This is a genomic window from Methylobacterium sp. AC433, from assembly GCF_979253015.1.
Map to the genome: position 1 here is coordinate 24,490 of NZ_CEEDBN010000021.1, position 14,895 is coordinate 39,384.

At 70.5% G+C, this 14,895-nt stretch carries 13 protein-coding genes; 12 read left to right on the forward strand and 1 reads right to left on the reverse strand.

Features of this window, described 5'->3' with window-relative positions:
- The first annotated feature begins 46 nt into the window (after window positions 1–46).
- On the forward strand, window positions 47–265 hold the full coding sequence (locus AC0IWM_RS21525; RefSeq protein ID WP_471758381.1) for a hypothetical protein: 219 nt from the start codon (window positions 47–49) through the stop codon (window positions 263–265).
- Window positions 266–333: 68 nt separating this feature from the next.
- Here the strand turns inward: AC0IWM_RS21525 and AC0IWM_RS21530 are convergent, their stop codons facing one another.
- Complete coding sequence (locus AC0IWM_RS21530; protein WP_471758383.1) at window positions 334–1,923, reverse strand: catalase; 1,590 nt, start codon at window positions 1,921–1,923, stop codon at window positions 334–336.
- Between the two features lie 152 nt (window positions 1,924–2,075).
- Between AC0IWM_RS21530 and AC0IWM_RS21535 the strand changes: the two genes are divergently transcribed.
- The 11 genes from AC0IWM_RS21535 (at window position 2,076) to ffh (ending at window position 14,867) form a co-directional block, all read left to right on the forward strand.
- Entirely contained in the window at window positions 2,076–3,050 is a 975-nt protein-coding gene (locus tag AC0IWM_RS21535) for a LysR substrate-binding domain-containing protein (protein ID WP_056475405.1), read from the forward strand.
- Between the two features lie 75 nt (window positions 3,051–3,125).
- A complete protein-coding gene (locus AC0IWM_RS21540; RefSeq protein WP_471758385.1) occupies window positions 3,126–4,175 on the forward strand; it encodes an AbrB family transcriptional regulator in 1,050 nt (349 codons plus the stop codon).
- A gap of 1 nt (window position 4,176) precedes the next feature.
- Window positions 4,177–4,533: a diacylglycerol kinase gene (locus AC0IWM_RS21545; RefSeq protein WP_471758387.1), complete on the forward strand. Its 357-nt coding sequence runs from the start codon at window positions 4,177–4,179 to the stop codon at window positions 4,531–4,533.
- Window positions 4,534–4,683: 150 nt separating this feature from the next.
- Complete coding sequence (locus AC0IWM_RS21550) at window positions 4,684–5,742, forward strand: asparaginase (protein ID WP_471758389.1); 1,059 nt, start codon at window positions 4,684–4,686, stop codon at window positions 5,740–5,742.
- A gap of 13 nt (window positions 5,743–5,755) precedes the next feature.
- Window positions 5,756–6,139: a hypothetical protein gene (locus AC0IWM_RS21555; protein ID WP_471758391.1), complete on the forward strand. Its 384-nt coding sequence runs from the start codon at window positions 5,756–5,758 to the stop codon at window positions 6,137–6,139.
- A gap of 152 nt (window positions 6,140–6,291) precedes the next feature.
- The gene (gene ilvA / locus AC0IWM_RS21560) at window positions 6,292–7,833 is read left to right on the forward strand and encodes a threonine ammonia-lyase, biosynthetic (protein ID WP_471758393.1); all 1,542 of its coding nucleotides are present in this window, start codon (window positions 6,292–6,294) and stop codon (window positions 7,831–7,833) included.
- Window positions 7,834–8,046: 213 nt separating this feature from the next.
- Entirely contained in the window at window positions 8,047–10,197 is a 2,151-nt protein-coding gene (locus AC0IWM_RS21565; RefSeq protein ID WP_471758395.1) for a methyl-accepting chemotaxis protein, read from the forward strand.
- Window positions 10,198–10,316: 119 nt separating this feature from the next.
- On the forward strand, window positions 10,317–11,216 hold the full coding sequence (lgt, locus tag AC0IWM_RS21570; protein WP_471758397.1) for a prolipoprotein diacylglyceryl transferase: 900 nt from the start codon (window positions 10,317–10,319) through the stop codon (window positions 11,214–11,216).
- A complete protein-coding gene (locus AC0IWM_RS21575) occupies window positions 11,213–12,295 on the forward strand; it encodes a class I SAM-dependent methyltransferase (protein WP_471758399.1) in 1,083 nt (360 codons plus the stop codon). Before lgt ends, AC0IWM_RS21575 begins: the two co-directional genes overlap by 4 nt.
- 731 nt (window positions 12,296–13,026) lie before the next feature.
- The gene (locus tag AC0IWM_RS21580; protein WP_471758401.1) at window positions 13,027–13,251 is read left to right on the forward strand and encodes a glutathione S-transferase; all 225 of its coding nucleotides are present in this window, start codon (window positions 13,027–13,029) and stop codon (window positions 13,249–13,251) included.
- 38 nt (window positions 13,252–13,289) lie between these two features.
- Window positions 13,290–14,867: a signal recognition particle protein gene (ffh, locus tag AC0IWM_RS21585; RefSeq protein ID WP_471758403.1), complete on the forward strand. Its 1,578-nt coding sequence runs from the start codon at window positions 13,290–13,292 to the stop codon at window positions 14,865–14,867.
- Window positions 14,868–14,895 lie beyond the last annotated feature (28 nt).

Sequence of the window (14,895 nt, forward strand, 5' to 3'; positions counted from 1 at the left end):
AGTTCAGCACCGAACCGGTCGAAAATCTTGAGGAGGATTTCCGCGGGTGAACGCCGGCGCGCGGCGACGGTTTCCTGCCCTGAACGGCGACGCGACCGAGTGTTTGGATTTCTCGGCCCGTCGAGACGTCTTCGTCGGTTCCGGTGCCATCGGTTCTGGTCGACCGAATATCTTGATCGAACCGTGGCCGGGACAGCCGGCGCGCGATCCTGATGCGGCGGCGCAGCTTTCTCCGGGCAACGAAAAACCCCGCAGGGTCGGGTGACCCTGCGGGGCGATACCATCGCGGAAATTCGTCAAGCTTACCCGAAGGCTTACACCTGGCCCGGGGGCTTACTCGGCGGCGATGCTGTGGGCCTGGCTGCCGTCGGTGTAGGTCTCGGCCTGGAGGCGCTTGCCCGGCGCGGCGCGGCCCGGCAGGGGCGGCAGAGCGCGCGCCTTCTCCAGATCGATGCCCGCACCCTCGGCGACACGGCGGCCGTAATCCTCATCGGCGTGGAGGAAGTGCCAGACCATCCGCAGCTGGATCGGCTCCGGGCACTGCTTCATGTCGCCGACGAGGTTGGCGATCAGGTCGTCGCGCTCCCAATCCTGGAAGGACCGGTAGCGCACGCCGGCCTGGGTGTAGTCGTCCTCGGTGCGCGAGGTCTGATAGCGGCCGAGATTGCCGCTCACCGGCTGGTGATAGTCCTTGGCCGGCTTCGGCGCCTCGCGCAGGCCCTCGGCGAGGGTCGAGGGCTCGTAGTTGATGTGCTTGTTTGGGCCGGTGCCATCGACGCCGTAGGTCATTTGCCCGTCGCGCTGGTTGGAATAGACCTTCACGCCCGGCTGCGGCGCATTGATCGGCAACTGCAGGTAGTTGGCGCCGACCCGGTAGCGCTGCGTGTCCGAGTAGGACAGCGTGCGGCCCTGGAGCATCTTGTCGTCCGAGAAGTCGATCCCGTCGACGAGGACGCCCGTCCCGAAGGCGGACTGCTCGACCTCGGCGAAGAAGTTGTCCGGCACGCGGTCGAGCACCATGCGGCCGACCGGCAGCAGAGGGAACTGGTCGACGGGCCAGAGCTTCGTGTCGTCGAGCGGGTCGAACGACAGGTGGTCGTTCGGGCCGTCGGGCATGATCTGCACGCAGAATTCCCACTCGGGGAAGTTGCCGGCCTTGATGTTGTCGTAGAGGTCGCGCGTGGCGTGGCCCACGTCCTTGGCCTGGATCTCGGACGCCTGCGCCGAGGTCAGGTTGCGCACGCCCTGCTTGGGCTCCCAGTGGAACTTGCAGAGCACGGCCTCGCCCTCGTCGTTGACCAGCTTGTAGGTGTTCACGCCCGAGCCTTCCATCTCGCGATAGTTGGCCGGAATGCCCCACGGCGACTTCAGGTGCGTGACCATGTGGATCGATTCGGGGTGCTGCGCCACGAAGTCGAAGAAGCGCCACGCTTCCTGGCGGTTCGTCACTGGGTCCGGCTTGAACGCGTGGATCATGTCGGGGAACTTGATCGCGTCGCGGATGAAGAAGACCTTGAGGTTGTTGCCCACGAGGTCCCAGTTTCCGTCGACGGTCTTGAACTTCACCGCGAAGCCGCGCGGGTCGCGCTCGGTCTCCGGGCTCTCCTTGGCGCCGGCCACGGTGGAGAAGCGCACGAACATCGGCGTCTTGACGCCAGTCTCGTTAAGGACGCGGGCGCGGGTGTACTTGGAGGCCGGCTCGTTGCCGATCTTGCCATAGGCCTCGAAATAGCCGTGCGCGCCGGCGCCGCGGGCATGCACCACCCGCTCCGGGATCCGCTCACGATCGAAATGCGTGATCTTCTCGATGAACTGATAGTTCTCGAGGGTCGCAGGGCCGCGCTCGCCAACCGTGCGGGTGCTCTGGTTGTCGCGAACCGGGTGGCCCTGGCGGGTGGTCAGAATCGGGCGCTGATCGCTCATGCGGTGCTCTCTCGCTCGGAAAACGGTCGACGCGGCGATGGCCGCATCCAGACCGTGGCCTGAAAACCTGGAATGGTTCTGAGACAGCCTTATGACCCGCCCGGACCGATTTGGCTAATGCATCGTGGCGAACATGGTGATAGGCATCGCCTATGAATATGTCCGGGCTTTCCCTGCGGGACCTCGAATACGTCGTCGCCGTCGCGGAGGAGATGCATTTCGGCCGGGCCGCCGAGCGCTGCAACGTCAGCCAGCCGACGCTCAGCGTCCAGGTCCGCAAGCTGGAGGACCTCCTCGGGCTCGCCCTGTTCGAGCGCGGCCACCGCCGGGTGATGCTGACCCCGGCGGGGCAATCCATCGTGCGGCAGGCCCGCGTCGTGATGGCCGAGGCCCAGCGCCTCCTGGTGCTGGCGAGCGAGGGCCGCGGTGCGCCGCTCACCGGCCGCCTCGTCCTGGCGGCGATCCAGACGCTCGGGCCCTACCTCTTTCCGCTGATCCTGCGCACGCTGCGGCAGGAGTTTCCGCTCCTCGCCCTGGCCTTGAGCGAGGCGCGCACCGCCGAGATCCTGGAGGGCCTGCGCAACGGCCGCATCGACGCCGCCCTCGTCTCCCTGCCGGTGCCGGCCTCGGGACTCACCGTGTCGCCCCTGTTCGTCGAGCCGTTCCAGCTCACCTGCCCGGCCGAGCATCCGCTGGCCCGGGGCGGGGCGCTTCGGGCGACCGACATCGCCGGGCCGGACCTCCTCCTCCTCGACGAGGGCAACTGCCTGCGCGACCAGACCGTGGCCGCCTGCGGCGCCGGCTCGGCCGCAGGGCGCCACGCCACCAGCCTGGAAACCCTGCGCTCGATGGTGGCGGCGGGCGCCGGCTACACCCTGCTCCCCACCCTGGCGGTGCCCTCCGGACCCGATCCGAGCGGCCTGACGGTGACGCGCAGCTTCGACGTGGACGGGCCCGGCCGCACCGTCGCCCTCGCCTGGCGCACCAGCGACCCGCGCGCCGACGGCCTCGCGCATCTGGCGGCGTTCTTCCGCGCCCACGCGCCGGCGGGCACCACCGCCTGCCGCGACGACGGCATGCCACGTCCGCGCGCCGCCCGCCGTGACAGCGTCGCCGATCCGGTGTAGCGCCCGGCGCGACGGGCGTTCCCGCCCGCCCCTCACCCGGCATCCGACTCCCGGCATCCAATCCCCGGCATCACCGTGCTCTCACTGCGCTTCATCGGCCGTTGGGCGGCTCTTCTCGCGGCCTCCGGCCTCCTGGCCTACGCCCTCGACCATGCGCATTTCCCGGCGGCCCTCCTGCTCGGGCCGATGGTGGCGGCCATCGCCTTCGGGGTCGGCGGCGCCGACCTCTCGGTGCCCCGGTTCGGCTTCCAGGCCGCCCAGGCGATGATCGGCTGTCTCGTGGCCCACACCGTCACGGGCGATATCGTCGCCACGGTCGTGGATGACGGCTTCCTGATCCTCGCCGTGGTTCTCGTCACCGTCCTGGTCGGCGGGGCGGTCGGCTGGGCCCTGACCCGCCTGCGCGTCCTGCCGGGCTCCACCGCCGCCTGGGGCTCGTCGCCCGGCGGCGCCGCCGCCATGGTGGCGATGTCGGAGGAATACGGTGCCGACCCGCGCCTGGTCGCCTTCATGCAGTACGTCCGGGTGGTGGCCGTGGTGCTCTCGGCCTCCGTCATGGCGCGGCTTCTGACGAACGTCGCGGACGTCGTCCCGGCACCCGACCCCATGACCTTGGCGCCTCTCGCGATCCTGGCGACGCTGGCCGTCGCCGCCTGCGGGGCGGCCCTGGCCAAGCTCCTGCGCCTTCCCGCCTTCGCCCTCACCGGGCCGATGCTTCTGGGTGCGGCCCTGCACGCCTCCGGCCTCGTCTCGATGGCCCTGCCGATGCCGCTCCTCGACCTCGCCTACGCCACCATCGGCTGGTATGTCGGCCTGCGCTTTCGCCGCGAGACCCTGCGTGAGACATTCGGTGCGCTGCCCGGCATCGTCATCGCGACCCTCGGGGTCATCGCGCTCTGCGGCGGCTGGGCCTACGGCCTGACCTTCCTGCTGCCCATCGACTTCCTCACCGCGTACCTCGCCACCAGCCCGGGCGGCCTCGATTCGGTGGCGATCATCGCTGTCGGCTCCAAGGTCGACGTCTCCTTCGTCCTCGCGGTGCAGACGCTGCGTCTGTTCGTGGTGCTGGTGACGGGTCCGATCGTGGCGAAGTGGATCACCCGCGGCGCGCCGGCGGCGCCCTGAGATGCACGCCCTCTACCTCGCCTTCCTGAATTCCTGGCGCGGCCTCGTGCACGGCGCCCGGACCGAGCGGGCGGTGCGCCTCGAGCTCATGCTCCTCCTCCTCGGCCTGCCCCTGGCGCTGGTGCTCGGCTCCGGCCTCTGGGTGCGGGTGGCCCTGGTGGCGAGCCTGCTCCTGATGCTCGCCGCCGAGTTCCTCAACACGGCGGTGGAGAAGCTCTGCGACCATCTCCATCCGGGCCAGCACCCCAAGATCGGTATCGTCAAGGACCTCGCCTCGGCCGGGACCTTCTCCGCGCAGGGAATCGCGGCCCTGGTCTGGGGGGCAGCGCTGTTCGAGCGGCTCTCCAGCCTTCCCTGACGTACAGTCGAAAGACGTTTTCGGAGAAGATCCGCCGGTTTCGTAAAGAACCAAGGGCCGGCGCGGTCTGGACACGCCCGATACGGTCCTCCAACGCTGAACCTACGGTCGGTCCCTGTCGGAACGACCTGAGTCAGCCGAGGTGCGTTCATGGCAGTCGCCACAATCCTGAGACAAACACTGCTCGGCCTGAGCGGTCTACTTCTCCTCATGCATCCAGCCGGTGCGGCCGATCTGCCGAAGATCGCCGTGATCGCGACCGGCGGCACGATCGCGATGAAGCTCGACCCCACCACCCACGCGCCGGTGCCCGCCCTCTCGGGCGAGGATCTCGTCGCCGCGGTCCCGAAGCTGAAGGACATCGCCACGATCGCCGTGACGGAGTTCAGCAACGTCCCGAGCGACTACATGGGACCGGACCGCTGGCCCGCCCTGTCCCGCAAGGTCGACGAGATCCTGGCCGACCCGTCGGTCCGCGGCGCCATCGTCCTGCACGGCACCGACACGCTGGACCAGACCGCCTACTTCCTCGACCTGACCGTGAAGAGCGACAAGCCCATCGTGCTGGTGGGCGCCCAGCGCAACGCCTCCGACTGGGATTCGGACGGGTCGCGCAACCTCCTCAACGCGGCCCGGCAGATCCTCGCCGACGGCGCGGCCGGCATGGGCGTGACGGTAACGCTCAACCACCACGTCAATGCCGCCCGCGAGGTCCGCAAGACGCACACGAGCAACGTCGAGACCTTCAACTCGGGCGATGCCGGCTTCCTCGGTTACGTCGACGAGGACCGCGTGATCTTCAGCCGCAAGTCGCTGCGCCGCCAGACGCTGCCCCTGCCCAACCGGATGCCCCGGGTCGATCTCGTCGCGATGTATGCGGGTGCCGACGGCAGCCAGGTTCGCCATGCCGCCGAGACGGGCGCCGAGGCCATCGTCGTCGAGGCCTATGGCTGGGGCAACATGAACGCCGAGATGCACGACGCGATCAAGGACGTCATCGCCAGGGGCGTGCCCGTGGTCGTGGCCACCAAGGTCTATAACGGCCGCGCCCTGCCGGTTTACGGCTTCAAGGGCGGGGGCAACACGCTGCTGAAGGCCGGGGCGGTCTTCGCCGACGACCTGACACCGGACAAGGCGCGCATCCTCACCCTGATCGCGTTGCCGACGACCAAGGACCGGGCGGCGCTCCAGGCCCTGTTCGACAAGTAGGTGGGCCGGCACGATGGCGACGGACTACAGCCGGGCGGGACCGGCCGGCTGGGTCCGGCAGATCGGCCCTGTCCGTCTCCATCTGAGCGACGAGAACGGGGCGCCGAGCCCTGCGCAGGCCGCGGTCGCCGCGGTCGTGGCTGCGTCGCTCGGCCCCCTGCGCGACAAGGCCGCGTCCTATCTCGATCTGTTCGTGGACCGGGCCAGGGCCTGCGGCCGTGCCGATGAGCCCTGGTGGCTCGACGCGATCGAGTTCCGCGACCACGCCGGCTCGGATCCGCTCTGCTACGCGCTCCACTTCACCCTGGAGGGCGACGCGGACGGTCTCTGGAGCGTGGACATGCGGGTCCTGGCGGACGCACACCGGCCGTTCCGCTTCGAGCGCCGCCAGGGCTGATCCGGCCCGTCCGCGCCGGCCCGTGTCGAGGCCTGCGCCTCGACGCGGCGCCGAGGCGCAGGCCTGCATCCACCTCGCTCGCTTCTGCGGCTCCGAAGGTCTATGTGCGGGCGACATCCCACGCACCGCGCCACCCCGGAGCTCGTGTCTCCTTGACCGACTACATCCGCAAGATCCTCACCGCCCGCGTCTACGACGTCGCCATCGAGAGCCCGCTCGATCCGATGCCGCGCATGTCGGCGCGCCTGGCCCGCCCGGTGCTCCTGAAGCGCGAGGATCTGCAGCCAGTGTTCTCGTTCAAGCTGCGCGGCGCCTACAACAAGATGTCGGGGCTCGACCCCGCGCTGCTCGCCAAGGGCGTCGTCTGCGCCTCGGCCGGCAACCACGCCCAGGGCGTGGCCCTCGCCGCCGCCCGCCTGAACGTGCGCGCGGTGATCGTGATGCCGCGCACCACCCCGGCGATCAAGGTCGATGCCTGCCGGGCCCGGGGCGCCGAGGTCATCCTGTTCGGCGACGCCTTCGACGAGGCCCTGGGCCATGCCCGGGAGCTGGAGGCGCGCGACGGCCTGACCTTCCTGCATCCCTTCGACGATCCGGACGTGATCGCCGGCCAGGGCACCATCGGGATGGAGATCATGACCCAGCATTCCGGGCCGATCGAGGCGATCTTCGTGCCCGTGGGCGGCGGCGGCCTGGCGGCCGGCATCGCCACCTTCGTCAAGTACCTGCGTCCCGAGACCAGGGTCATCGGTGTCGAGCCCGACGACGCCGCCTGCATGGCCGCGGCGCTCGCGGCCGGCGAGCGCGTGGTGCTGCCCACCGTCGGCCTGTTCGCCGACGGCGTCGCGGTGCGAGAGGCGGGTGCGGAGACCTTCCGGCTCTGCCGCGAGTTCCTCGACGAGGTCATCACCGTCGACACCGATGCCATGTGCGCGGCCGTGAAGGACATCTTCGACGACACCCGCGCCATCTCGGAGCCCTCGGGCGCCCTGGCGCTGGCCGGCGCCAAGGCCTACGCCGCGCGCCAGGAGGGCGGGACCGGCACGCTGGTGGCGATCTCCAGCGGGGCGAACCTGAACTTCGACCGCCTGCGCCACATCGCCGAGCGCGCCGAGATCGGCGAGCAGCGCGAGGTCCTGCTCGGCGTCACCATCCCCGAGCGGCCGGGCGCCTACCGCGCCTTCATCCAGACCCTGGGCCCCCGGGCGATCACCGAGTTCAACTACCGCTACGCGGCCGGTGCCGACGCGCAGATCTTCGTCGGCATCAATCTCGCGGGCGGCCTCCGCGAGAAGCACGCCCTCATCGACTCGCTGAAGGCCGCCGGCTACCGCGCCGTCGACATGAGCGACAACGAGATGGCCAAGGTCCACATCCGCTACATGGTCGGCGGGCGCGCCACCGGCCTCGCCGACGAGCGCCTCTACCGCTTCCAGTTTCCGGAGCGGCCCGGCGCCCTGATGAAGTTCCTCGACGCCCTCGGCGACGGCTTCGACATCACCCTGTTCCACTACCGGAACCACGGCGCCGATTACGGCCGGGTGCTCGCCGGCATCGACGTGCCGCCGGCCGAGCGCGCCCGCTTCGACGCGGCCATCGAGGCGCTGCACTACCCCTGCGTCGACGAGACCGACAATCCGGCCTACCGGATGTTCCTCGACGACGGGCGCGGCAGCGCCGACGTGGCGGCCTGAGACCGGACAGTCGAGACCGTCGGGCGCACCGATGGCGCGTCCGAGCGACCGGCCCTCGGTGCACGCGCCGAGGCATTCACGACAACTCAGGGTATTCACATCACCATGACTGGTGGTGTTATTTTGAATACTTTTCTGGGGCTCAACCGCGAAAGTTTTACTTCAACATTTGGGCTTAGAAGCAGCGTCCGAATTCCTCACCGGTCGCCTCGAATGCCGCGTCTTACCAGCCTCAACTTCCGCCTCCCGGCGATCACCGTCGGGCTGGCGCTCGTCAGCGCCACCGTAATGGGTGGCCTGAGCTGGTACAGCGCCCGGTCCGGCCTCGTCGACGCGGCCCAGGAGCGGCTGCAATTCGCGGCCTCTGCCCGCAAGGCCGGCATCGAGCTGGTCGCCGAGCGCGTCGGCGGCGACCTCGTCACGGTGGCGGGCAACCCACAGGTCGGCAGCAATTTCGGCGACCTCGTCGAGGCCCTGGACCCGGCCAAATCCGACTTCGCCAGCCTCGTCCGGACCTATACCGGCGGCGCCACCCTCGAGGCGCGCCTGGGAGCCGAAGCGGCCGGGTCGATGTACGGCCGTCGGCACGCCAAGGTGCAGGAGGTTGCCCGCAAACTCCTAGAGCGACCGGGCTACGCCGACCTCGTCTTCGTCTCGGAGGACGGGCGCATCGTCTACACCACGACCAAGGGTGCCGATTTCGGCCGCGCGCTGGCCGAGCCCGAGCTTGCCTCGACGGGCCTTGCCCGCCTCGTCGCGCGCCTGAAGACCGCCGACCCCGATGCGACGCTCTACGAGGACTACGCCGCCTATCCGGCGGAGGCGGTTCCTTCGGCCTTCATCGGCCGGGCCATCGCCCGCCGCGCCAACGTCGCGATGGGCACCGGCCAGGACGCGTCGCGCATCGGCTTCGTTCTGCTGCGCCTGACGCCCACCCTGTTCGACCGGACCCTCTCGGACCGCGGCGGCCTCGGCGAGACCGGCCAGGTCATGGCCGTCGGTGCGGACGGCGCCCTGCGCAGCAACCCGCCCCTGTCCCGCTCCGTCGGCGCCGGCAAGCCCGCCACCGCGCTCGGCCTCGACAAGGGCGATCTCGCGGGCGATCGCCCCTTCACCTATGCGAGCGGCAGCGGCCACCGGATGGCCGCCACCGCCCGCGTGTCGGTTCTCGGCGCGCCGTGGACGATCATCGCCGAGCAGGCCGAGGACGAGACCCTCGCGGCCGTGGGCACCCTGACCCGCGCCCTGGCGGTGACGGCGCTCGCCGTCCTGGCCGTCACGGCGATCCTCGGCCTTCTCTTCGCCCGCACCATCGTCGGCCCCCTGGGCGCCCTGACCCGCGCCCTGCAGGCGCTGGCCCGCCGCGAGTCCCTGGCCGAGGTGCCGGGCAGCCGCCGGGCGGACGAGATCGGCGACATCGCCCGGGCCGTCGTCACCATCCGCGACATCTCGCTGGAGGAGGCAGCGCAGCAGCTCAAGACCACCGAGGCGGCGCGCCTGCGCGAGGAGACTGAGCGCCGGACCCTGCTGCGCGACCTCGCCGACCGCTTCGAGCGCTCGGTCGGCGGCATCGTCGGCACCGTCTCGCAGGCCTCCAGCGACCTGCAGGGGGCCGCGACCGGCATGACCGAGGCGGTGGCCGGCACGGCGCGGCGCTCCACCTCGGTGGCCGCGACCGCGCAGGAGACCGCCGGCAACGTCAACGCCGTGGCGGTGGCGGCCGAGGAGCTCGGCGCCACGGTCGGGGAGATCGGCCGCCAGGTCGAACAGGCCTCCACCATGTCCGCCCAGGCCGTCGATGAAGCGGGCCGCACGGCGGCCACCATGCAGACCCTGTCCGATGCCGCGACCCGGATCGGCGATGTCGTCGGCCTCGTCTCGCAGATCGCCAGCCAGACCAATCTCCTGGCGCTGAATGCCACCATCGAGGCGGCGCGGGCCGGCGAGGCCGGCCGCGGATTCGCCGTGGTCGCCGCCGAGGTGAAGAACCTCGCGGAGCAGACCAGCCGTGCCACCACGGAGATCGCCGGGCAGGTCGACGCCATCCGCTCGGCCACCACGGGCGCCACCGGCGCGATCCGCAGCATCGTGACGCGAATCGAGGGCATGAGCGTCGTCACCAGCAGCATCGCTGCCGCGGTCGAGGAGCAGGGCGTGACGACCCAGGAGATCGTCCGCAACATGGGCCAGGCCTCCTCGGGCACCGGCGCCATGAGCCAGGACATCGAGGCGGTCGCCCGCTCGGCGGCCGAGGCCGGCGCGACGGCCGAGCAGGTCCAGCGTGCCTCCGCCGACCTGTCCCGCCAGTCCGAGCGGCTGCGCACGGAAGTCGCCGGCTTCCTCGCCACCGTCCGGGCAGCCTGAGCGCGGGCGGGCCGTGACCCCCGCCTGGGCCGTCGGCGCCCGCCGGCCATGTCCCGACCGGGGTTGACCCCCCGGCGGGCTCGGGCCCAATGCCCCGGCTCAACCGGGACCCCTCGCCGATGCCGCCGCTCCTCGCCCTGCCCTTCCCCGCCATCGATCCGGTGGCGGTGGCGATCGGGCCGATCACCATCAAGTGGTACGCCCTGGCCTACATCGTCGGCCTGCTCGGCGGCTGGTACTACGCGCGCCGGCTGGTGGCGGCGGACCGCTACTGGGGCGTGGTGCGGCGCCCGAGCCTGAACGACATCGACGACCTCATCGTCTGGGTGGCCCTGGGCGTCGTCCTCGGCGGGCGCATCGGCTACGTCCTGTTCTACAACCTGCCCCTCTACCTGGCCGACCCCATCGAGATCCTGGCCATCCGTAACGGCGGCATGTCCTTCCATGGCGGCTTCCTCGGCGCCGTGCTGGCGATGGTGCTGTTCGCCCGCGCCCGCAAGCTCCAGGCCCTCACCCTCCTCGACCTCGCCGGCGTGGTGGTGCCGATCGGGCTGTTCTTCGGACGCATCGCGAATTTCGTGAACGGCGAACTCTGGGGCCGCATCGCCCCGGACTTCCCCTATGCCGTCGTCTTCCCCACCGGCGGCCCCCTGCCCCGGCATCCGAGCCAGCTCTACGAGGCGGCCACCGAGGGCGCGCTCCTGTTCGTCGTGATGATGATCGCGGTGCGCGCCAACGGCTTCCGCAGGCCCGGCCTGATGGGCGGAATCTTCGTCCTGAGCTACGCCATCGCGCGGACCTTCTGCGAGTTCTTCCGCGAACCGGACCGGCAGCTCGGCTACCTGTTCGGCACCGAGACCTGGTCCACCGGCGGCATCACCATGGGGATGGTGCTGTGCGTGCCGATGGCGCTGGTCGGCCTGGCCGCCATCGTCCTGGCCCTGCGCGGCGCCACGCGCCCGCGCGTCCCGGCGAAGGAGGCCGGTGCCGTGTCGCCCGCCAAGGTCGACGCGGCGTGACGAGCCCGCTCTTCGCCGAGATCCGCGACGAGATCCTGGCCTCGGGTCCGATCGGGCTCGACCGCTACATGGGCCTCTGCCTCGGCCATCCGGTGCACGGCTACTACCGAACGCGCGATCCACTCGGGCCGGCCGGCGACTTCGTCACCGCCCCCGAGATCAGCCAGATGTTCGGCGAGCTCATCGGGATCTGGATCGCGGCGACCTGGGCTTCCATGGGTGCGCCCGCCGACCTCGCCCTGGTGGAACTCGGACCCGGCCGCGGCACCCTGATGCAGGATGCGCTGCGGGCGCTGGTCCGCGCCGCGCCGGACCTGCGCCCAGCCCTGCACCTCGTCGAGACGAGCCCGGTACTCCGGGCCGAGCAGGCGGCCCGCCTCTCGGGCGCCGCGCCGACCTGGCACGATTCCATCGAGACCCTGCCGCACGGCCCGACCCTCGTCGTCGCCAACGAATTCTTCGACGCCCTCCCCGTCCGCCAGTTCCAGCGCGCATCGCGCGGCTGGTTCGAACGCCTCGTCGGCCTCTCGCAGGACGGCGGCGCCCTCGCCTTCGGCCTCGCGGCCGAGCCCGATACCCGCATCGCCGCGAGCGGCCCGATCGGCGTCCTGATGACCCTGCCGGGCGCCGCCCTCGACACCGTGCGCGGCCTCGCCCGCCGCGTCGTCGCCGGGAGGGGCGCGGTGCTGGCCATCGATTACGGCCATGTCCGGCCGGGCTTCGGCGACTCGCTCCAGGCTTTGCGCGGCCACGCCTTCGTCCCGCCGCTCGCCGCACCCGGCGAGGCCGACCTCACCACGCACGTGGACTTCACGGCCCTCGGCCGCGCCGCGACCGGCGAAGGCGCGGCCCTGCACGGCCCCGTCGACCAGCGCGACTTCCTCCTGGCGCTGGGCTTGCGCGAGCGCGCCGAGCGGTTGGGATTGAACGCTTCGCCAGCTCAGCGGGAGGCGATCACCGCGGCGGCGACGCGTCTCACTGACCCGTCCCGGCGCGGCATGGGCAGCCTGTTCAAGGCGCTGGCGTTCTCGGATTCGGCACTTACGGCTCTGCCGGGTCTTCCGGGAGCGAAACTTTAAGAAGATCGCTCGGTGCGACGCGGCTCAATGCGCGCGGCGGGCGAACCAGAGCGTGCCCAGGCCCAGCGCGAGGGCGCCGAGGGGGAACAGCAGCAGGGTCAGGGTGTGGACATCCATTACCGGAGTTCCCGCAGAAAGCCTCTTGCAGCCCAATGTAGGACTCCGCTGACGCAGATGCAAAGCAGGGAGAGCACCGGAGTCAGCCATGGCCTGTCCGGTTGGGCCGCCGCTGCGCTGCGCTGGGAAAACAGAGGCGCCAGGCCTCCGACCGCGAGCACCGCGATGGCGACGCCGTTCACATAGGTCGCCGTCAGCTTTGCGCGCTCGTTCGCGATCAGTTGCGTCCTGGTGTCCTGCGACTCACCCATGGCGCCTCGAACCCTGTAACTTCGGATCGTTGTGCGGGCAGGTCGGCCGACGAAGACATCGGGCACGGCGAACGCAGAGGAGTCGTGCCTGATCACCCGCGCGGACAACGAACAGGAAACTATTCCTGCATCTCGGTCAAGAGGGTGCCGGGCGCCAATCTCTGGTGGATGGGGAAAACTTGACTTGCCGGCCCTGTCGGATTAACCGCCTCCCTATTCATTCGACGGTCTGATCGTCATCACGAACGCCGACCGGCCCCGCGAGGCCGGAGGTCAACGCCCGACAGCGCGATGCGCCCTCGGGCGAGCTTCGCGTTGGGGACAGGGCGTCGGCCCCGCTCACCCCGTCGTCGTCGAGTCCCGATGCCCAACGCTGCCGCGAACACGACCCTGCGCATCGAGGATGCGGTGAACGACACCTGCCCCTGGTCGGGCAAGCCGATCGCGGCCGACTCGCTCACCCTCTACAGCGGCGCGGTGGTCGGCTTCTGCAATCCGGAGTGCCGGGACAAGTTCGCCAAGGCGATCCGCGGCTTCGAGGATGCGCTCCAGGCGCGCCGGGCCGAGAGCGCGGGCGTGAACCAGTGACCGGTCCGACGACGATGCCGGTCCAGGGAGCCTGACGCATGTTCGAAGGCCTGTCCGATCGCCTCTCCGGGATTCTCTCCGGCCTCACGCGGCGCGGCGCGCTCACCGAGGCCGACGTCACCGCCGCCCTGCGCGAGGTCCGGCGCGCGCTTCTCGAGGCCGACGTCGCCCTCGAGGTGGTGCGCGGCTTCACCGAGAAGGTGCGCGAGAAGGCGGTCGGCGCCGTCGTCCTGAAGTCGGTCACCCCCGGCCAGATGGTCGTCAAGATCGTCAACGACGAGCTCGTGGCGATGCTCGGCTCGGACGCGAGCATCATCGACCTGAACGCCCCCGCCCCCGTCGCCATCCTGATGGTCGGCCTCCAGGGCTCGGGCAAGACCACCACCACCGCCAAGATCGCCCGCCGGCTGGTGGCCCGCGACAAGCGCCGGGTGCTGCTGGCCTCCCTCGACACCCGCCGCCCGGCGGCGATGGAGCAGCTCGCGATCCTGGCCAAGCAGGTCGAGGTCGAGAGCCTGCCGATCGTCGCCGGCCAGTCGGCGGTGCAGATCGCCCGCCGCGCAATGGATGCCGCGCGCCTCGGCGGCTTCGACGTGGTCATGCTCGACACCGCCGGCCGCATCACCCTCGACGAGGCGCTGATGGCGGAGGCGGCCGAGGTCAAGGCGGCCACCAACCCGCACGAGGTGCTCCTCGTCGCCGACGCCCTTACCGGCCAGGATGCGGTGAACACCGCCCGCGCCTTCGACGAGCGCCTCGGCGTCACCGGCATCGTGCTGACCCGCATGGACGGCGATTCGCGCGGCGGCGCGGCCCTGTCGATGCGCGCCGTCACCGGCAAGCCGATCAAGCTCGTCGGCACCGGCGAGAAGGTCGACGCCCTGGAGGAGTTCCACCCCTCCCGCGTCGCCAACCGCATCCTCGGCATGGGCGACATCGTCTCCCTCGTCGAGAAGGCCGCCGAGACCATCGACCACGAGCAGGCGCTCCGCACCGCGGAGAAGATGCGCAAGGGCAAGTTCGACCTCGACGACCTGTCGATGCAGCTCGCCCAGATGGAGAAGATGGGCGGGATCGGCGGCCTGATGGGCATGCTCCCGGGCATGGGCCAGATCAAGAAGCAGGTCGAGAACGCCAACCTCGACGAGAAGATGTTCGCCCGCCAGCGGGCGATCATCTCGTCGATGACCGCGCAGGAGCGGAAGAATCCCGACATCCTCAAGAATTCCCGCAAGAAGCGCATCGCTGCGGGCTCGGGGACGAAGGTGGAGGAGCTGAACAAGCTCCTCAAGATGCACCGGACCATGGCCGACATGATGAAGGCGATGGGCTCGGGCAAGCGCGGCATCGGCCAGGCCCTCGGCTCGATGTTCGGCATGGGTGCGGGCGGCATGGGCGGCGGCGGTGGAATGGGCGGCATGCCCGGCCTGCCCCCCGGCATGCCGGAGCCGACGCCGGAAATGATCGCCGACATGCAGAAGCAACTCGGCGGCAAGCTCCCCCCGATGCCCCCGGGCCTCGGGGGCAAGATGCCGGGCCTGCCCGGGCTCGGGGGTCCCAAGGGCCCCGGCGGCCTGCCGGGTCTCGGCGGATTTCCCTTCGGGAAGAAGAAGTAGCGACGGGGGGCGTAGCGCATAGCGAGTC